The organism is Pantoea dispersa, assembly GCF_014155765.1.
Lineage (GTDB): Bacteria > Pseudomonadota > Gammaproteobacteria > Enterobacterales > Enterobacteriaceae > Pantoea > Pantoea dispersa.
In genome coordinates, this window is sequence record NZ_SCKT01000010.1 from 1 (window position 1) to 19200 (window position 19200).

Annotated in this window: 15 protein-coding genes and 1 riboswitch; of the genes, 4 read left to right on the top strand and 11 right to left on the bottom strand. The window is 57.4% G+C overall.

All coding sequences use genetic code 11. The annotated features are described in order from the left end of the window. Positions 1 to 351: 351 nt before the first annotated feature. Together murI and btuB are read right to left on the bottom strand one after the other, a co-directional pair. The gene (murI, locus tag H7K56_RS20425; protein WP_132466979.1) at positions 352 to 1203 is read right to left on the bottom strand and encodes a glutamate racemase; all 852 of its coding nucleotides are present in this window, start codon (positions 1201 to 1203) and stop codon (positions 352 to 354) included. Continuing rightward, complete coding sequence (btuB, locus tag H7K56_RS20430) at positions 1148 to 3028, bottom strand: TonB-dependent vitamin B12 receptor BtuB (protein WP_021506821.1); 1881 nt, start codon at positions 3026 to 3028, stop codon at positions 1148 to 1150. The genes murI and btuB overlap by 56 nt, the downstream gene beginning before the upstream one ends. A 68-nt stretch (positions 3029 to 3096) precedes the next feature. Further along, a riboswitch (cobalamin riboswitch) is annotated at positions 3097 to 3278 on the bottom strand. A 112-nt stretch (positions 3279 to 3390) separates the two neighbouring features. On the opposite strand from btuB, the gene trmA reads away from it, so the two are divergent. Then, entirely contained in the window at positions 3391 to 4494 is a 1104-nt protein-coding gene (gene trmA, locus H7K56_RS20435) for a tRNA (uridine(54)-C5)-methyltransferase TrmA (protein ID WP_150361685.1), read from the top strand. 34 nt (positions 4495 to 4528) lie between these two features. Here the strand turns inward: trmA and H7K56_RS20440 are convergent, their stop codons facing one another. Together H7K56_RS20440 and fabR are read right to left on the bottom strand one after the other, a co-directional pair. Next, positions 4529 to 4885, bottom strand: coding sequence for a YijD family membrane protein (locus H7K56_RS20440; protein WP_021506823.1), 357 nt, complete (start codon positions 4883 to 4885; stop codon positions 4529 to 4531). An 18-nt stretch (positions 4886 to 4903) separates the two neighbouring features. Continuing rightward, positions 4904 to 5548 (bottom strand): HTH-type transcriptional repressor FabR, encoded by a 645-nt coding sequence (gene fabR, locus H7K56_RS20445; protein WP_031279587.1) that lies wholly within the window; start codon positions 5546 to 5548, stop codon positions 4904 to 4906. A gap of 193 nt (positions 5549 to 5741) precedes the next feature. On the opposite strand from fabR, the gene sthA reads away from it, so the two are divergent. Continuing rightward, entirely contained in the window at positions 5742 to 7142 is a 1401-nt protein-coding gene (sthA, locus tag H7K56_RS20450; protein WP_021506825.1) for a Si-specific NAD(P)(+) transhydrogenase, read from the top strand. Here sthA and oxyR read toward each other — a convergent pair. From oxyR to argC, 6 genes are all read right to left on the bottom strand, one after another. Further along, a complete protein-coding gene (gene oxyR, locus H7K56_RS20455) occupies positions 7125 to 8042 on the bottom strand; it encodes a DNA-binding transcriptional regulator OxyR (protein ID WP_021506826.1) in 918 nt (305 codons plus the stop codon). The genes sthA and oxyR overlap by 18 nt on opposite strands. A gap of 295 nt (positions 8043 to 8337) precedes the next feature. Further along, on the bottom strand, positions 8338 to 9213 hold the full coding sequence (locus H7K56_RS20460) for an Ig-like domain-containing protein (protein ID WP_150361686.1): 876 nt from the start codon (positions 9211 to 9213) through the stop codon (positions 8338 to 8340). 100 nt (positions 9214 to 9313) lie between these two features. After that, entirely contained in the window at positions 9314 to 10693 is a 1380-nt protein-coding gene (gene argH / locus H7K56_RS20465) for an argininosuccinate lyase (protein WP_058758137.1), read from the bottom strand. Positions 10694 to 10767: 74 nt separating this feature from the next. Further along, entirely contained in the window at positions 10768 to 11985 is a 1218-nt protein-coding gene (locus H7K56_RS20470) for an argininosuccinate synthase (RefSeq protein ID WP_021506829.1), read from the bottom strand. Positions 11986 to 11999: 14 nt separating this feature from the next. After that, positions 12000 to 12776 (bottom strand): acetylglutamate kinase, encoded by a 777-nt coding sequence (gene argB / locus H7K56_RS20475; protein ID WP_150361687.1) that lies wholly within the window; start codon positions 12774 to 12776, stop codon positions 12000 to 12002. 18 nt (positions 12777 to 12794) lie between these two features. After that, positions 12795 to 13799 (bottom strand): N-acetyl-gamma-glutamyl-phosphate reductase, encoded by a 1005-nt coding sequence (argC, locus tag H7K56_RS20480; RefSeq protein WP_150361688.1) that lies wholly within the window; start codon positions 13797 to 13799, stop codon positions 12795 to 12797. 167 nt (positions 13800 to 13966) lie between these two features. On the opposite strand from argC, the gene argE reads away from it, so the two are divergent. Both argE and ppc read left to right on the top strand, forming a co-directional pair. Further along, a complete protein-coding gene (gene argE / locus H7K56_RS20485) occupies positions 13967 to 15115 on the top strand; it encodes an acetylornithine deacetylase (protein WP_021506832.1) in 1149 nt (382 codons plus the stop codon). Positions 15116 to 15364: 249 nt separating this feature from the next. Continuing rightward, a complete protein-coding gene (gene ppc, locus H7K56_RS20490) occupies positions 15365 to 18016 on the top strand; it encodes a phosphoenolpyruvate carboxylase (protein ID WP_031279588.1) in 2652 nt (883 codons plus the stop codon). A 74-nt stretch (positions 18017 to 18090) separates the two neighbouring features. On the opposite strand, the gene metF is transcribed toward ppc, so the two are convergent. After that, positions 18091 to 18987 carry a methylenetetrahydrofolate reductase gene (gene metF / locus H7K56_RS20495; RefSeq protein WP_150361689.1) on the bottom strand — a complete coding sequence of 299 codons (897 nt, stop codon included), beginning with the start codon at positions 18985 to 18987 and terminating at the stop codon, positions 18091 to 18093. Positions 18988 to 19200 lie beyond the last annotated feature (213 nt).

Genomic DNA, 19200 nt, shown 5'->3' on the forward strand with positions numbered 1-19200 from the left:
AAACTTCGTAATGAATTACGTGTTCACTCAGCAAAGACTTGATATTTTTTACGTCCGGAGACGTTGATATCAATCCTGCGAGTGCCCACACAGATTGTCTGATAAATTGTTAAAGAGCAGTGCCGCGATTTCTCAAGCGGCGCGGGATGCGTATATTACGCTTTCCGCTTTCTCAGTCAAGCATTTATTTTTGCTTTTCTGAAGGTTGCCGTTAAGGGCCACCTCACTAACAGGGCGCTTCGTAAGCCGTTGTGCCGTGTCAGTGGAGGCGCATTATAGGGAGTTCTTTCGGGCTGACAAGGGCTAAATGCAAATTAATTTTCGAGTGCTGTTTTTTTCGGCGAAAGCCCGTCAAATCGCCAGTTTTTCCAGCAGCGGGAAGCCATAACGCTGCAAAACCGGTGATAATTGCACCACTTCGTCATCCATACGCGTACAAAATGCCACATTCTGTCCGCTGGAACGCGCCTGAGGCGCTTCGTGCTCTAACAACCAAGCAGTGCGCCGTGCAATGGCTGCGCCCGAATCCACCAGCCGGGTGCCATCAGGCAACACCTGCTGCAGCTCTTCACGTAACAGCGGGAAATGGGTACAACCCAGCACCACGGTATCCGGCGGCTCTTTCATACGCAGCCACGGTTGTACTGCGCGACGCACATCGTCCAGCGACACCGTTTCTCCGTGCAGTTTGGCTTCCGCCAGTTCGACCAGTTCCGCCGAGCCCAGCATTTCGATTTTACATTCGCGCGCAAACTGCGCCACCAGCTCATGGGTGTAAGGCCGTTTCACCGTGCCGCGCGTGGCCAGCAGGCCGACCACGCCGTTACGCGTCAGACGGGCCGCCGGTTTAATCGCCGGCACGACGCCAACGACCGGGAACTCAAAGCGCTGACGCAACGCTGGCAGCGATACAGTACTGGCGGAGTTACAGGCGATGACCACTAATGACAGCGGCACGCGCTGTACGATAGCCTCCACCACCGCTACGACCCGCTCAACAATGTACTCTTCGCTTTTTTCACCGTAAGGGAAGCCGGCATTATCGAAGGCATAGAGATAGTGCAGGCCCGGCAGCAGTTGCCGGACCTCATCATAGACGGAGAGCCCACCGACGCCGGAGTCAAACACCAGCACGGTGGGGCGCAGATCAGAAGCTGTAGCTGGCGCTGAGATAGTACTCCGTTCCTGGAGTTTGATAGCCATACACTGTCTCGTAGTCTTTATCGAACAGGTTGGCAATTCTACCACGAACGGTGAGCTGTGATGTGACCGGATACGAAACTGCCAGATCCCATAAACTTACACCGCCCAGTTTGACGCGCTGCGGGGTAAAGGCGTGGTTGTAATCCGTATCATAGCGATCGCCGAGATAATGATAGGTCAGTGACCAGTCAAACTCATAAATCGTCCAGTCGAGTTGGTATTTCACCTGCTGCTTCGCACGGCGCACCAGCGGTTGATCGGTTTCAGCATCGCGCGCATCGACATAGTCGTAAGAAATCTGATGGCTAAGCGGACCGGTATCGAACGACGCCGTGGCTTCTACGCCCTTAATGCGCGCTTTATCGATGTTGTAATAGATATAGGTGGTGGGATCGCTATCAATCAGATTATCGATATCGTTACGATAACCGGATACGCGCCAGTTTACCGGCCCGGTCAGGCCAGAGAAGCCCGCTTCCCACTGTTTACTCTCTTCCGGCTTCAGGTCGCTGTTGCCATAAGAACCATACAACTGGCCGAGACGAGGCGCTTTATACGCCGTCGCGTAATTGGCAAACACGCTATAGCCATCAACAAACGCCCATGACGCCCCGCCCTGCCAGGTGCCGTGCCAGCCAAACTGGCTGTTGTCGTCACCGCGTACCGCGCCTTCCAGCGTTACGCTGCCCAGTTGCTGCTGGGTGGTGGCATAAATGCCGGTGTTACGCAGCTCAGTACTGTCAGCCACGTAAGCGGTGCCGGGTTCCGTGGTCTGTTTCTGCCAGTCCACGCCCGCGCTTACGCTGCCCTGCGCCACCTGCAACGTATTGCCCCACTGCACATTGTACTGCTTGCTGTCATCCAGTGTGGTCGACGGGCCGTAGCGGCCTGTACGCGGATCATAATTATAGTCTTTGCTGCGGCTGTAGCTGGCGATCAGCTGCGTCGAATAAATGTCGTTGCTGTAACGCAGGCCGCTGTCCCAGGTCTGGCTGTAGAGCTGACGGGTATCGTTTAATCCGTTGATGTTGAAACTGTTATCGTAGCTGTAGGTGCCGTCGTAGGCCGTGCGGTTGTCAAAACCGTAGCCACGGACAAAGCCGCTCAGCCCGTCACTGAACTGGTGCTCCAGCGCGCCATACAGCGTCTTATTCATGAAGCCATCGCGATCTTTCTGCGCCGGATCGCCATACACATCCGGCAGGTTTGCCACCACATCATAGCCGCGCGTGTAGGTGTAGTTGCCCGCCATGGTCAGCTTCGTGGCTGCCCCCAGCTGCTGCTGGGTAGAACCTTCATAGTTTTGATAGCCTTTCGAGCCCACGCCCGCGCTCAGCGTCGTGCCCGGCTTATCACGACCGGTGATGATGTTCACCACGCCGCCAATTGCATCGGAGCCATACACCGCCGAGCGCGCACCGCGCACATATTCGATGCGCTGGACCAGAGAAAGCGGAATCTGGCTTAAATCGGACGATCCGGACACACCCGCCTGGTTTAGCCGGATACCGTCGATGAGTATAAGTACGTGGCTGGAGTTGGTACCGCGCACAAACAGCGAGCTCAACTGGCCGAGGCCACCGTTCTGCGCGATGTCCACGCCAGGCAGGCGACGCATGACGTCCGTCAGGCTTTTCGCCTGCCAGCGATCGATATCGTCGCGGGTCACGACTGTCGTCGGCGCGAGAACGGAGGAAACCGGCTGCAAAAACCGGTTAGCGGTAACGATTTGCGTATCATCATTCTGCTGCGCGTAGCCAGATTGCGCCCAGAGTGACAACGCCGTTGCACTAAAGGCAAACAGCGAAGCGTGTGTTGTTTTCATTGTTATAGCATCCAAAAGACGAAGCAGGATGCCGCAGGTCCGGGATCGATAGCACGCGATGATCTCAGAAGTTGCGACGTCACACCGGCAGGTCTTCGGGCTGGGAATCATAAGTGGTGAAGACTTCCCATCCGCCAGGACAGTGTCTGCAATTGCGATCACCACGACATTCTTTTACCGCTGCGCGTCAGCTCCAGATTCACACTGGATTCCCTTTTAACTCAAGGAGGCCGGCAGCCGCAGTCTACGTTTAAGAAGGCCGGAAATCCAGACTGCCAGCCTTCCTGCACTGTCCGGGACTGGACATCAGCAGGTGAATGCCTACAATCGCCCGGCAGGCAGGCTTAACACCAGGATTGAAGATGACACCCGAACAACTCCCGATAGAACAATACGACGCGCAACTGGCGGAAAAAGTCAGCCGCTTACAGGCGATGATGGCCCCCTACGCAGCGCCCGACGTGGAGGTGTTCCGCTCGCCGGTCAGCCACTATCGTATGCGCGCCGAATTCCGCATCTGGCACGACGGTGACGATCTTTATCACATCATCTTCGATCAAGAGACCAAACAGCGTATCCGCGTCGATCAGTTTCCGGCGGCCAGCCAGTTGATCAATACGCTGATGCCAAAGTTGATCGCCGCGATCCGCGATAATCGTGCGCTGCGTTTCAAACTGTTCCAGATCGATTATCTCTCCACCCTCAGCAACCAGATCGTGATCTCGCTGCTGTATCACCGCAAGCTGGAAGCCGACTGGACCGAAGCCGCGACTGCGCTGCGCGATAGTCTGCGTGCAGAAGGGTTTGATGTGCAGCTGATTGGCCGTGCCACGAAAACCAAAATCTGCCTCGATCGCGATTACGTCGATGAGCGCCTGCCGGTAGCCGGCCAGGAGATGATCTATCGTCAGGTGGAGAACAGCTTCACTCAGCCGAATGCGGCGATGAATATTCAGATGCTGGAGTGGGCGCTGGACGTGACGCAAGATTCGCGCGGCGATCTGCTGGAGCTGTACTGTGGTAATGGCAATTTTTCGCTGGCGCTGGCGCGTAACTTCCGCCGCGTACTGGCGACGGAAATCGCCAAACCGTCGGTGGCTTCGGCGCAGTACAACATCGCGGCCAACCACATCGACAACGTGCAAATTATTCGTATGGCAGCCGAAGAGTTTACCCAGGCGATGAACGGCGTGCGCAGCTTTAACCGTCTGGAAGGCATCGATCTCAATAGCTATCAGTGCGAGACCATCTTTGTCGATCCGCCGCGCAGCGGGCTGGATGACGAGACGGTGAAGATGGTACAGGCCTATCCGCGTATTATCTATATTTCCTGTAATCCGCAGACGCTGTGCGACAACCTCAGCGTACTGAGTGCCACGCATAACATCACGCGGCTGGCGCTGTTTGACCAGTTCCCTTACACCCACCATATGGAATGCGGTGTGTTACTGACGCGAAAAGCCTAAAAAAACGGGAACCCTGCGGTTCCCGTGATTGTTTTCAGTGCTTGTTCTTGCTGCGGCGGAAGCGCATGGCGATCCAGAACACCAGCGCCACCATCAGAATGGTCGGGATGAAGTTAGACCCGATATCCGGATATTCGGCACGCACCAGCGCGCTGTACACCAGGATCCCCAGCAGAAAAAATGCCGCCGCCAGCGAAGGCATGCCGTCCGGCATATTGCGGTTGAGATAGCGCTGATGCAGACACCACGCGGCAAGGCCAAGGGCGATCAGCGGGAAAATCGAAAAGGGAACAAAGGTGCTGAACAGCACCGAAAAGGAGCCGTTGATAGCTAAACCGGTGATAAAAGCCAGTAACAGCGTTCCTTTATCGCGAGGGTTTTGCTCAATCATTTCATTATCCTTATCACATTACTCTTCGGGGGTTTCCAGGGTAACCGCCAGGCGCTCTTGCTCCCGGCGATACCAGTAATACGCGCCTTTGGCGATCATTCGCAGCTGCAGCACCAGACGCTCTTCCAGTTTGCGCCGCTGTTCGATATCCACATCCAGCGCTTCCGCGCCGGCGCTGAACACAATCGTCACCATCGCTTCCGCCTGCGCTTCGGTAAAGCTGCGCGGCATGCGGTTTTCCAGCTCAAGGTAGTCGGCCAGTTCAGCGATAAAGTGCTGAATCTCCCGCGCGACCGCCGCACGAAAAGCCGCTGAGGTGCCGGAGCGCTCGCGTAGTAAGAGACGAAAAGCGTTGGGATTGTTCCCGATGAACTCCATAAACGTGGCGACCGAGGTTTTAATGATGCTGCCGCCTTTGGCAATGCGCTGGCGCGCCTGGCGCATCAGCTGGCGCAGCATCAGGCCACTTTCATCGACCATCGTCAGGCCGAGCTCATCCACATCGCGAAAGTGACGGTAAAACGAGGTCGGTGCAATGCCGGCTTCGCGCGCCACTTCGCGTAAACTCAGGCTGGCAAAACTCCTTTCTGCACTTAACTGACTGAATGCCGCTTCAATCAGTGAACGTCGTGTACGTTCTTTTTGTTGCGCTCGAACGCCCATTTTCCCGGCCTTGTGAGTAATCAGGCAGGCACTATAACAAACTTTTCAGCGTACAGCGGCGCAAAGTTTGTGACCGCCTGTTAACCTCACTGATTGTCAAACTTTGCCAATTTACGCTGTTAGAATTCAGATGTGCGCGGCGAGATGTTAGAATCTCGTTGTAAAAATGTATAGAAACATAGGACGTACTGGTATGCAAAAGTCTTACGATTACGATGCCATTGTGATTGGCTCCGGTCCGGGCGGCGAAGGTGCGGCGATGGGGCTGGTGAAGCAGGGAGCGCGCATTGCAGTGATCGAACGCTACCACAACATCGGCGGCGGTTGTACTCACTGGGGAACCATCCCTTCCAAAGCTCTGCGTCACGCTGTCAGCCGTATCATCGAGTTCAATCAAAACCCTCTTTATAGCGATCACACCCGACTCCTGCGCTCCTCGTTCGCCGACATTCTGAATCATACTGAGAACGTCATCAGCCAGCAGACTGCCATGCGTCAGGGCTTTTACGAGCGTAACCGCTGTGAGCTTTATCAGGGCGACGCCCATTTTGTTGATGCCAACACCATCGAAGTGGAACAGCCAGACGGCACGCGCGAGCGCTTAACCGCAGAGAAGTTTGTCATCGCCTGTGGTTCCCGCCCGTATCACCCGGCGGACGTCGATTTTACCCACCCGCGCATTTACGACTCCGACTCCATCCTCAACCTGCATCATGAACCCGGCCACGTCATCATTTATGGTGCGGGCGTGATTGGCTGTGAATACGCGTCGATTTTCCGCGGTCTTAACGTCAAGGTTGACCTGATCAACACCCGCGATCGCCTGCTGGCGTTCCTCGATCAGGAGATGTCTGATTCGCTCTCTTATCACTTCTGGAACAGCGGCGTGGTGATTCGTCACAACGAAGAGTTTGAGAAGATTGAAGGTGTCAGCGATGGCGTCATCATGCACCTCAAGTCCGGCAAAAAGGTCAAAGCCGATTGCCTGCTGTACGCTAACGGCCGTACCGGTAATACCGATTCACTGGCGCTGGAAAACGTCGGGCTGGAAGCCGATGGCCGTGGACTGCTGAAAGTGAACAGCATGTATCAGACCGCACAGCCGCATATCTATGCGGTGGGCGACGTGATTGGCTACCCGAGCCTGGCCTCTGCCGCTTACGATCAGGGCCGCATTGCCGCGCAGGCGATCATCAAAGGGGAAGCCACCGCACACCTGATTGAAGATATCCCGACCGGGATTTACACCATTCCGGAAATCAGCTCCGTCGGCAAAACCGAACAGCAGCTGACGGCGATGAAAGTGCCGTATGAAGTGGGCCGTGCACAGTTTAAGCATCTGGCGCGCGCGCAGATTGTCGGCATGCACGTCGGCAGCCTGAAGATCCTGTTCCACCGCGAAACCAAAGAGATTCTGGGTATTCACTGCTTTGGCGAGCGTGCGGCGGAGATCATTCACATCGGCCAGGCCATCATGGAGCAGAAGAACGGCGGTAACACGATTGAGTATTTCGTGAACACCACCTTCAACTACCCCACCATGGCCGAAGCCTACCGCGTGGCGGCGTTAAACGGCTTAAACCGCCTGTTTTAACGAACGGTCCAGGTAACCCTGCATGTGGGTTTTAATTGCTTCTGCCAGCTGCTCATAGCGGCTGCGCAGAGGCGATCCCGGACGATACACCAGCGCGATGGTGCGCTGCGGCACCGGTTTGTAACACGGCAGATAGCACACGCCATCACGTACGCGCTCATTCGGCACCGCTAGCGACGGCAGCAAAGTAATACCGCTGCCGGCTGCTACCATGTTGCGCAGCGTTTCCAGACTGGTCGCGCGGAAATGGGTATCTTCATCAGCGCCGGCTTCGAAGCAGAAGCCCATCGCCTGATCGCGCAGACAGTGACCATCTTCCAGCATCAGCAGTTTCTCACCGGCCAAATCCGACATCGGCACGCGATCGCGATCGTGCCACGGGTGATCCTGGTAGATCGCCAGCTTCATCGGCTCATCAAACAGCGGCACTTCAATAAAAGCTTCGCTCTCTTTTACCAGCGCCAGAATCGCGCAGTCGAGCTTACCGCTGTCGAGCTGCGCCAGCAGCTGCTGCGTTTGCGCCTCGTGCAGATACATCTCGAGTTTCGGGAAGGTCTGATGCAGCATCGGAATAATATGCGGCAGCAGATAGGGACCGGTGGTCGGAATCAGACCAATGTGCAGCGGCCCGGACATGGTTTCGCCCTGCTGGCTGGCCATCTCCTTCAGTACCTTCACTTCACGCAGCACGGTTCGCGCCTGATCCACCAGCAGCAGTCCAGCCTGAGTAAACAGCACCTTACGGCTGGTCCGTTCCAGCAGCATCACACCCAGTTCATCTTCCAGCTTGCGAATCTGCCCGCTCAGGGTCGGCTGGCTGACATGACAGGCATCAGCGGCACGACGAAAGTGGCGATGTTCCGCCAGCGAAACCAGATATTCCAGATCACGAATGTTCATTGATAGCCTCCAAACCACGATAGCCCGTGGCGATAGATAGAATAGCAATGAACGATTAGCCCTATCAAGCGGTGAACAGGAATAATACCGGCCATCTGATTAAGACCACAGATTGTTAAAGCGGCTAACGCAGACACGCAACAACAACAATCTGGAGCAGCACCTGCAACCTGCTCACGAAATCACTGAGTTGGCCGGGAGTGCCAGCCCTTTGATGATGTGCCTATAACTATATGTAATTCCGAAGCTAGAGGTTGGCGGGCTACTTAAAGCCCGCTTTTTTTTTGCCTCTGCATCACAGTGGCACATCACCCAGCAACTGCTGCAAATCCTGCTCCGTTAGCACCAGGGAGTGGCCGACGATACCGGACTGCGTCAGCTCCTGCTGCAGATCGTCATTATTCAGCACCAGCTCATACTGCTGCGTGGCCGGGTTAAGCTCCGCGTCCTGGAACAGGTTAACCGGCACGCTGGCCAGCAGGTCGTGCAGATGCAGGCCGCTGAGTGCCTCCGGCCGGGCCACATCTCCCGTAATATCATCCGCAACGATCAGGCTGACCGGCGCACTGACATTCCCTGCGCCGCATGTCACCACGATCTGATGCTCGCCAGCGGCCAGCGCATGAGACGGCGTAAAGGTCCATTTGTGATCGCTATCGACCAGCGTGCTGCCGAGCGGCTCATCGTTATCAAACAGCTCAACCCGGCTGCCGGGCTGGCCTTTACCGGAAAAGGTCGGCTGGGTTTGCGTGGTGCTCTCTTCCGGCCAGATAAACTGCGTGCCGCTGTGCATGGCGGTTAGCGTGACCGGCACAAAACCGGCGTCTTCGACGATCAGCGTGAAAGGCGCGCTGGCGCTCTGCGGCATTGCCGCCACCTGTGCCACGAACTGATGACTCCCGCCCGCCAGCGCGGCAGGCAGCGTAAAACTGAAGTAGCCGGTCTGAGCATCGCTGAGCGTGCTGCCCACTAACTCGCCGTGATGGTAACACTCAAGCGTGACGCCACGGCCGGCATAGCCGTTCAGCGCAGGGCGCGTATCGCGGGTGATTTCGCCATCGACAATAAAACCGCCGTCATTCACCGAGGCGGAATCGAAGGTGACAGGAACCTGGTTTTCAACGGCCGGCTCCAGAGGAAAGAAAGGGTAGCCAAAGCGTGAAGTGCTCATTTATGTTCTCCAAATTAACTGCGAGCACACTTTAAGAACTCTTCACGCCAGGCCGATCAAGAATTGTCTCTTTTTTACGAAAGAAATTTCCTGGCGCGCATTACGCCAGGTTTAAGCGCTGCTTCGCTTCGCCGATCGCCAGCGCCACCTGCTGTGGTGCCACGCCGCCGCGCGCGTTACGCTTATCGAGACAAGACTGCAGCGACAGCACCGGATAAACATCTTCCCCGATCGCCGCGCTAAACTGCTTAAGCTGCGCCAGACTTAATGCTTCCAGCGCGACGCCTTGTTTGATCGCTTCCACCACGGTTTCGCCGACAATGTGGTGCGCTTCGCGGAACGGCACGCCTTTGGCTACCAGATAATCGGCCAGTTCGGTCGAGTTAGCGTAACCCTGCTCGGCGGCTTCCTGACAGCGCGGACGCTTCACCTGAATGCCGTCCAGCACCAGCGCTGACATATGCAGGCAGTCAAGCCAGGTATCGAGCGCATCGAACAGCCCTTCTTTGTCTTCCTGCATATCTTTGTTGTACGCCAGCGGCAGCCCTTTCAGCGTCATCATCATGCCGGTCAGTGCGCCCTGCACGCGACCGCACTTGCCGCGGATCAGCTCCAGCGCGTCCGGATTTTTCTTCTGCGGCATCAGCGATGAGCCCGACGTCACTTTATCGGACAGCTCAATAAAGCCGGCTTCACCGGTGTTGAAGAAGATCATGTCTTCAGCGAAGCGCGACAGGTGCACCATGCCAATAGAGGCATCAGACAGCAGCTCCAGCACGTGATCGCGGTCGGACACGGTATCCAGGCTGTTACGCGTGGCAGAGGCGAAGCCGAGCCAGCCGGCCAGCTGCTCACGGTCAATCTCATAAGCAGTACCGGCCAGCGCGCCGCAGCCCAGCGGGCTGACATCCAGCCGCTTCAGCGTATCCTGCAGACGGCTCTCGTCGCGCGCCAGCATCTCAACGTAGGCCAGACACCAGTGGGCAAACGTCACCGGCTGCGCCCGCTGCAGGTGGGTGTAGCCCGGCATCACGGCATCCTGATTGGCCTCAGCCGTGGCCACCAGCGCTGACTGCAGCTCGCGCGTGGCTTCCAGCAGCAGTGCCACCTGCGTTTTACACCACAGTTTGAGATCGGTCGCCACCTGGTCGTTACGGCTGCGCCCGGTGTGCAGCTTTTTGCCCAGCGCGCCGACTTTGTCGATCAGCTTGCCTTCCACCCAGCTGTGAATATCCTCGGCATCGCTCTGCAGAATCTGCTGCGGGTTGGCGCGAACCTCTTCCAGCAGCGCATTCAGCGCGGCTTCCAGCTGCTGCTGCTCTTCACTGCTCAGCACGTTTACCGTTACCAGCGCTTTTGACCAGGCCACCGAACCGATGATGTCCTGCTCCGCCAGGCGGTAGTCAAACCGCAGTGAGTCGTTGAACTGTTTAAACCGTTGATCTGCCGCCTGCGAAAAACGTCCGCCCCAAAGTGCCATCTGCTTGCTCCTGAATCTGTTAAACAAAGGGCGGCCCGAAGCCGCCCCTGCAAAATATGTCGCCTGCCGCGGTGTTACTTCTTCTGCTCGTTCAGCGCGCGAATGCGTGAAGAGAGCGAGAACAGACGGATAAAGCCGCCCGCGTGACGGTGATCGTACACTTCGTCTTCGCCGAAGGTGGCAAACTCTTCTGAGTACAGGCTGTTCGCCGATTTTTTCTGGATCGCCGTGGCCTGGCCTTTATACAGCTGCAGTACCACTTCACCGTTCACCAGCTCTGCCAGCGATGCGGCAGCGGCCTGGATTGACTGACGCAGCGGTGCGAACCAGCGGCCGTCATACACCACGTAAGACATCTCCTGACCCAGCTGTTCACGCCATTTGAAGCTGTCGCGATCCAGTACCAGCTGCTCAACCGCACGCAGCGCGTTGACCATGATGGTGCCGCCCGGGGTTTCGTAGCAGCCGCGTGATTTGATGCCCACCAGACGGTTTTCCACGATATCAATCCGGCCCACGCCGTGTTTCGCTCCCAGCGCATTGAGTTTTTCCAGACACTGGAACGGGCTCAGTTTCTCACCGTTCACCGCCACAACCTGGCCTTTTTCCACGCTGACGGTGACGTTTTCTGGCTGATCCGGCGCTTCCAGCGGATCGACGGTCCACACCCAGCAATCTTTGTTTGGCGCGTTCCACGGGCTCTCCAGCACGCCACCTTCGGTCGAGATGTGCCAGGCGTTCTCATCACGGCTGTAGATTTTTTCCAGCGACGCGGTGGTCGGGATATTGCGCTCTTTCAGGTAATCCAGCAGCGCTTCACGCGAACGCAGGTTCCACTCACGCCATGGCGCCACCACTTTAAGCTGCGGTGCCAGCGCGGTATAGGTGGTTTCGAAACGCACCTGATCGTTGCCTTTACCGGTTGCGCCGTGGCACAGCGCATCTGCGCCCACTTTCAGCGCCAGCTCAACCTGCGCTTTGGCGATGATAGGACGCGCCATTGAGGTGCCCAGCAGATAGGTGCCTTCGTACAGCGCACCGGTCTGCAGCACCGGGTAAACGTATTCGCTGATAAACTCTTCACGCAGATCGACCACGTGGCACTCAGACGCGCCCGACTGCAGCGCTTTCTTCTCTACACCTTCCAGATCGGCCGGATCCTGACCAATGTTGGCCACGAAAGCCACCACTTCACAACCACCGTAGTTCTCTTTCAGCCAGGGAATGATGGCCGAGGTATCCAGACCGCCCGAGTAAGCCAGAACGATTTTTTTGATGTTTTGCGTGCTCATGTCGTAATCCTTGATTATGCGAGAATCCGGGTGCCAATCGACACGCCGTTGAAAAGGGTTGGCAGCTGTTCAGCATGACGCCAGCTGGCGATATCCACCGGGCGGCCCAGCGTACGCGCCGCGTCGAGCGCCGCATGCACTTTCACAATCATGCCATCGGTAATAATGCCCTGGGCAATCAGCTGCTCGGCTTTGGCTGCAGTCATCTCGGCGATGCGCTGACCTTTGCCGTCGAGAATACCGCTGACGTCCGACAGCAGCACCAGATCGGCACCGATTGTCGCCGCCAGCGCGGTCGCGGCCTGGTCGGCGTTGACGTTCATCAGTTCGCCGCCGTCGGTAATGCCAATCGAGCTGATCACCGGCATATAGCCTGCATCCAGCAGCGTATTGATCAGCTGCGAATTACCCGGCGTGGCGTTGCCGACATGCCCCAGCTCCTCATCGAACTGTGCCACGTTCACCAGGCCGGCATCGCCGAGGCATAAACCCACTGCGCCAATGCCGTACTTCTTCGCCCATGCCAGCAGCGTTTTGTTGGCGGTGCCGGCCAGCGCACCGGTAATAATGTCGATCTGATCGGCTGGCGTCACGCGCAAACCGTTCTTCTTTTTCACCGGCAGCGCCAGTTTCTTCATCAGCTCGTCCACCAGGCAGCCACCGCCGTGGACGATGATCAGCGGACGCTGATACTGCGTGCGGTACGCCAGCAGGGCATCAAACAGACGCGCCAGCGCTTCTTCGCTATCCAGCAGTACGCCGCCCAGCTTAATGATCAGAGGATTGCTCATGGTCAGGTTATCCGTCCGTTAAATCAGAGACAGCGTTTCGGGGAAGCCGAAACGAATATTGAGACACTGCACCGCCTGTGAGGAGGCACCTTTCAGCAGGTTGTCTTCCGCTGCGACAACAATCAGGTGCTCGCCCTGCACGGCAAAGCCGATATCGCAGAACGGCAGGCCAACCACCCCTTTCAGCGCCGGTACGCCTTTGTCGTACAGCCGCACCAGCGGTTTGTCGTGGTAAGCGCTGTGGAACGCCGCCGCCACATCCTGCTGGCTCACGCCGGCGTTCAGACGACAGGTGATGGTTTCCAGAATGCCGCGCGGGAAATTACCGAGATGCGGCGTGAAGATCACCGGCGTGCCGAGATGGGCCACAATCTCCGGATGGTGACGGTGATTGAAAAGGCCGTACGGCTGCAGGCTGACTTCACAGAAGCTGGTGGTGACGCTGGCTTTACGCCCGGCACCGCTGACGCCACTGGTGGCATTGATGACCGGCCACTGAGCCGGATTAAGCAGGCCAGCCTTAATCAGCGGCTTAAGCGCCAGCTGCGCGGCGGTCGGATAGCAACCCGGCACCGCCACCAGCTGCGCGTCTTTAATCTGCGCGTGGTTCCATTCGGCCAGGCCGTAAACGGCTTTGTCGAGCCACGCCTGGTGCTGATGGCTGAAACCGTAATACTGTTGATAAAAGCCGTCGTCGTTAACGCGGAACGCACCTGAGAGGTCGAACACCACGCAGCCGGCTTTCAGGAATTCCGGGGCCAGATCGTGGCTGACTTCGTGTGCGGTGGCGAGGAACACCACATCGACCTTGCCGGCCCACTCTGCGGCATCACCCAGCGGCTGCAATGGCAAATCGACCCTGCCTTTCAGCTGCGGATGGAGATCGGAGAGTAACTTTCCGGCATCCGGGCTTTGCGCTGAAACCGCCAAAGCGGTTATGTTCATATGCGGGTGGCGATTCAGGTAGGTGGCAAGCTCTACGCCAGCATAACCACTGGCACCAACGATCAGCGTATTCAACATCAGGCTGTATACCTTATTACAGTCACACGTATCGGGTCGCGGCATTGCCCCGTTGCCCACGATGCCGTTTGCAGCTTTTTTCAGTTCACATGCAGACGACGTTAATGTATTTTTATTCACTATTAATGCATTAATATTGATACATCCTAACCCAGGGACCGTCAACAGTGAAGACAAAAATTCCACCTTTTATCGAACTCTACCGCCAGCTGATTGCAACACCGTCGATCAGCGCCACCGACAGCGCGCTGGATCAGAGCAATGAAACTTTAATCAATTTGCTGGCGGGCTGGTTCCGCGATCTCGGCTTCAGCGTGGAAGTCCAGCCGGTGCCGGGTACGCGCCATAAATTCAACCTGCTGGCGCGCAGCGGCAGCGGCGCAGGTGGCCTGCTGCTGGCGGGCCATACCGACACCGTGCCGTACGACGATGGCCGCTGGACGCGCGATCCCTTCACCCTGACCGAACACGACAACAAGCTGTACGGCTTAGGCACCGCCGACATGAAAGGCTTCTTTGCCTTTATTCTTGATGCGCTGCGTGACGTTGACGTGACGAAGCTCAGCAAACCGCTGTACATCCTCGCCACCGCCGATGAAGAGACCACGATGGCCGGCGCGAAATACTTTTCTGAATCGACCCAGCTGCGGCCGGACTGCGCCATCATCGGCGAACCGACGTCGCTGAAACCGGTGCGCGCCCACAAAGGCCACCTGTCGCACGCCATCCGCATTCAGGGTCAGTCCGGTCATTCCAGCGATCCGGCGCGCGGCGTGAACGCGATCGAGCTGATGCATGAATCCATTACTCAGCTGATGCAGCTGCGTAATACGCTGAAAGAGCGCTATCACCATGACGGCTTCGCCATTCCATATCCGACCATGAACTTTGGCCATATCCATGGCGGCGACGCGGCGAACCGCATCTGCGCCTGCTGTGAGCTGCATATGGATATTCGTCCGCTGCCGGGACTGACGCTGAGCGATCTCGACGGTTTACTCAATGAAGCGCTGGCACCGGTGAGCGCGCGCTGGCCAGGCCGTCTGACTGTGGGTGAGCTGCATCCGCCGATTCCCGGTTACGAATGCCCGGCCGATCATGAACTGGTCAAAGTGGTGGAGAAGCTGCTGGGGGTGCCGACAGAAGTGGTGAATTACTGCACCGAAGCGCCGTTTATTCAGCAGTTGTGCCCGACGCTGGTGTTAGGGCCTGGATCCATCAATCAGGCGCATCAGCCAGACGAGTTTATTGATACCGCATTTATTAAGCCGACTCATGCGCTTATCACTCAGGTTGTGCAGCATTTTTGCCATTGATGATTAAAAGATGGGGCATTTCACTGCGAAATCAGCAAATTGCCCCGTCATTATCCGGGATTTGATAATAAGAATAACTTATCCCACCTCCTGTCAATTAAATTCGATGAATTTCCGATAGTTAGCAGCACGATACCGGCAATTTAAGTCAATTGACGAACAGGAAGAACCGTGGCTAGATAAAAGACGATGTTATGCCCGTTGGGTATAGAGGTTTTATATTTAAGACGATAAGGGTGTCAGGGTCACATGAACGAACAATATTCCGCAATGCGAAGTAATGTCAGTATGCTCGGCAAACTGCTCGGGGATACGATAAAGGATGCACTGGGAGAGAACATCCTCGATCGGGTGGAGACCATCCGCAAGCTCTCTAAGTCATCCCGTGCAGGAAATGACACTCATCGTAAGGAACTGCTCTCCACGCTGCAAAACCTGTCTAACGACGAGCTGTTGCCGGTGGCACGCGCGTTCAGCCAGTTCCTTAACCTCACCAACGTGGCAGAGCAGTATCAAACCATTTCGCGCAGCGGCGACGGCGCTAACCATCCGGAGCTGCTGAAAAAGACCTTCGAGCGCCTGAAGCAGCAGAGCGATCTCAGCGAGCCGGCCATCCGCCAGGCGATTGAGGAGCTGTCGCTGGAGCTGGTGCTCACCGCTCACCCGACCGAAATTACCCGCCGCACGCTGATCCACAAGCTGGGCGAAGTGAACAGCTGTCTGCAGCAGCTCGACCACAGTGACATCACCGACTACGAACGCAACCAGGTTATGCGCCGTCTGCGTCAGCTGGTAGCGCAGGCGTGGCACACCGATGAGATCCGTAAATATCGCCCGACGCCGGTAGATGAAGCCAAATGGGGCTTCGCGGTGGTGGAGAACAGCCTGTGGGAAGGCGTGCCGGCGTTTCTGCGCGAGCTAAACCAGCAGGTGGAAGAGAGCTTCGGCATCCAGCTGCCGGTGGATTTTGTGCCAATCAAATTTACCTCGTGGATGGGCGGCGACCGTGACGGTAACCCGAACGTCACCGCACCGATTACCCGCCACGTGATGCAGCTAAGCCGCTGGAAAGCCGCCGACCTGTTCCTGCGCGACATCGGCGTGCTGGTGTCCGAGCTGTCGATGTCCGAGTGCAGCGACGAAGTGCGCGAACTGTGTGGCGATGCGGAGGCGCTGGAGCCGTATCGTGTGATTCTGAAGCGTATCCGCAGCCAGCTGATGAGCACCCAGAGCTATCTGGAGCGCCGTCTGAAGGGTGAGCGCCTGCCGCGTCCGGCCGATCTGCTGGTTTCAAACGATCAGCTGTGGCAGCCACTGTTTGCTATTTACCAGTCGCTGCAGCAGTGCGGCATGGGCATTATCGCCAACGGCCAGCTGCTGGATACGCTGCGCCGCGTGAAGTGCTTCGGCGTGCCGCTGGTGCGCATCGATATCCGTCAGGAGAGCACCCGCCACACCGAAGCGATTGCCGAAGTGACGCGCTATCTCGGACTGGGCGACTATGAAAGCTGGTCAGAAGCCGATAAGCAGGCGTTCCTGATCCGTGAACTGAATTCCAAGCGGCCGCTGCTGCCGCGGCAGTGGGAGCCCAGCGACAACACGCGTGAAGTGCTGGATACCTGCAAAGTGGCGGCAGAAGCGCCGCAGGGCTCGATTGCCGCCTATGTGATTTCGATGGCCAAAACGCCGTCTGACGTGCTGGCGGTGCACCTGCTGCTGAAAGAGGCCGGCATCCCTTACGCAATGCCGGTGGCGCCGCTGTTTGAAACCCTCGACGACCTCAACAACGCCAATGACGTGATGAGCCAGCTGCTGAATATCGACTGGTATCGCGGCTTCATCAACGGCAAGCAGATGGTGATGATCGGCTATTCCGACTCGGCAAAAGATGCCGGCGTGATGGCAGCCAGCTGGGCGCAGTATCAGGCCCAGGATGCGCTAATTAAAACCTGCGATAAAGCCGGCATTACCCTGACGCTGTTCCACGGACGCGGCGGTTCGATTGGCCGCGGTGGCGCACCGGCGCATGCAGCCCTGCTGTCACAGCCGCCGGGCAGCCTGAAAGGCGGCCTGCGCGTGACCGAACAGGGCGAAATGATCCGCTTCAAATATGGCCTGCCGGAAGTCACCATCGCCAGCCTGTCGCTTTACACCGGGGCGATTCTGGAAGCCAACCTGCTGCCACCGCCAGAACCAAAACGCGAATGGCAGGAGATCATGAACGGCCTGTCAGCCTATTCGTGCGCCATGTACCGCGGCTACGTGCGTGAAAATCCGGATTTCGTTCCCTACTTCCGCTCGGCGACGCCAGAGCAGGAGCTGGGCAAACTGCCGCTCGGATCGCGCCCGGCGAAACGGCGTCCGACCGGCGGCGTTGAGTCGCTGCGCGCCATTCCGTGGATCTTCGCCTGGACGCAGAACCGCCTGATGCTGCCCGCGTGGCTGGGTGCCGGCGCGGCGCTGCAGAAAGCGATGGACGAAGGCCATCAGGATCAGCTGGAAACCATGTGCAGCGAATGGCCGTTCTTCGCCACGCGCCTCGGCATGCTGGAGATGGTGTTCTCGAAGGCTGACCTGTGGCTGGCGGAGTATTACGATCAGCGTCTGGTGGATAAATCGCTGTGGCCGCTCGGCAAACAGCTGCGCGATCAGCTCGATGCCGACATCAAAGCGGTGCTGACCATCGCGAATGATGCGCATCTGATGGCGGACCAGCCGTGGATCGCCGAGTCCATCGCGCTGCGTAACGTCTACACCGATCCGCTCAACGTGCTGCAGGCGGAACTGCTGCAGCGTGCGCGTGCGCAGGAAGAGCGCGGCGATGAACCTGATGCGCGCGTAGAACAGGCGCTGATGGTCACTATCGCCGGCGTCGCGGCCGGCATGCGTAACACCGGCTAACGGCTGGCGGCGCATCACGCATCACAGCAAGAAGGGGGCCCTGAGGCCCCCTTCTCTTTTTTATCCTTTCACGCTTATGCCGCCAGCGTCGGGCGAACACCCAGCGTGTGGCAGATGGCGTAGCTCATCTCGGCGCGGTTCAGCGTGTAGAAGTGAAAGTCCTTCACCCCTTCGCGCGACAGGATTTTCACCATGTCCATGGCGATGTTGGCACCGACCATTTTGCGCGTCTCCGCATCATCATCCAGCCCGTCAAACATGGCGTTCATCCAGCCCGGTACGCGCACGTTGGTCATGGTGGCGAAACGCTGCAGCTGTTTAAAGTTGGAGACCGGCAGAATGCCCGGCACGATCTCCACGTCGATACCGGTAGCCACGCAGCGATCGCGAAAGCGCAGATAGCTCTCCACGTCGAAGAAAAACTGTGTAATCGCGCGACTGGCGCCGGCATCAATTTTTCGCTTCAGGTTGATCAGATCCGCCTGCGCACTCTTCGCTTCCGGATGCACTTCGGGATAGGCCGCTACCGAGATGTCGAAATCACCGACTTCTTTCAGCAGCGACACCAGATCGCTGCCGTACATGTCTGGTTTGCCGCCACCCGGTGGTAAATCGCCGCGCAGCGCCACGATATGGCGAATGCCGTTATTCCAGTAGTCTCGCGCAATGGCGCGCAGTTCATCGCGCGTCGCATCAATACAGGTGAGATGCGGTGCCGCTTCCAGTCCGGTGCGCTCTTTAATGCCTTTGATGATGCTGTGAGTGCGGTCGCGCTCGCCGGAGTTGGCTCCGTAAGTGACCGAGACGAATTTGGGTTTCAGGCTGCTCAGGCGGTCGATGGAGTTCCACAGGGTTGTTTCCATTTCGCTGGTGCGGGGCGGGAAAAACTCAAAAGAGACATTAATTTGCCCGTTCAGCTCAGCCAGGCTCTGGTTCAGCGCTTCGCGCTGATTGGCATGAAAGAAACTCATCCTGTTACCTCATCATCACATATCGATTAATTTGCGAACCGCGAACATCCATACGTTTAGACGTCCAGATGCACAAAATGAACGATCTTCAGCTTAGCGTCAACATAAAATTGCTTGCCGGGCGTGACAAATATTCAACCAAAGTGAAAGGGATTCACCTGACGGGGAAGCAGAGGGAAAAACGCAGACAGCGGACGCCGTCTGCGCAGCAGG

Bases quoted from the DNA above. Each gene is read 5' to 3' on its own strand.
- metF (WP_150361689.1), bottom strand. From the start codon at position 18,987: ATGAGTTTCTTTCATGCCAATCAGCGCGAAGCGCTGAACCAGAGCCTG.
- argB (WP_150361687.1), bottom strand. From the start codon at position 12,776: ATGAGCAATCCTCTGATCATTAAGCTGGGCGGCGTACTGCTGGATAGC.
- H7K56_RS20470 (WP_021506829.1), bottom strand. From the start codon at position 11,985: ATGAGCACGCAAAACATCAAAAAAATCGTTCTGGCTTACTCGGGCGGT.
- argC (WP_150361688.1), bottom strand. From the start codon at position 13,799: ATGTTGAATACGCTGATCGTTGGTGCCAGTGGTTATGCTGGCGTAGAG.
- trmA (WP_150361685.1), top strand. From the start codon at position 3,391: ATGACACCCGAACAACTCCCGATAGAACAATACGACGCGCAACTGGCG.
- H7K56_RS20460 (WP_150361686.1), bottom strand. From the start codon at position 9,213: ATGAGCACTTCACGCTTTGGCTACCCTTTCTTTCCTCTGGAGCCGGCC.
- ppc (WP_031279588.1), top strand. From the start codon at position 15,365: ATGAACGAACAATATTCCGCAATGCGAAGTAATGTCAGTATGCTCGGC.
- argH (WP_058758137.1), bottom strand. From the start codon at position 10,693: ATGGCACTTTGGGGCGGACGTTTTTCGCAGGCGGCAGATCAACGGTTT.
- sthA (WP_021506825.1), top strand. From the start codon at position 5,742: ATGCAAAAGTCTTACGATTACGATGCCATTGTGATTGGCTCCGGTCCG.
- H7K56_RS20440 (WP_021506823.1), bottom strand. From the start codon at position 4,885: ATGATTGAGCAAAACCCTCGCGATAAAGGAACGCTGTTACTGGCTTTT.
- oxyR (WP_021506826.1), bottom strand. From the start codon at position 8,042: ATGAACATTCGTGATCTGGAATATCTGGTTTCGCTGGCGGAACATCGC.
- murI (WP_132466979.1), bottom strand. From the start codon at position 1,203: ATGGCTATCAAACTCCAGGAACGGAGTACTATCTCAGCGCCAGCTACA.
- btuB (WP_021506821.1), bottom strand. From the start codon at position 3,028: ATGAAAACAACACACGCTTCGCTGTTTGCCTTTAGTGCAACGGCGTTG.
- fabR (WP_031279587.1), bottom strand. From the start codon at position 5,548: ATGGGCGTTCGAGCGCAACAAAAAGAACGTACACGACGTTCACTGATT.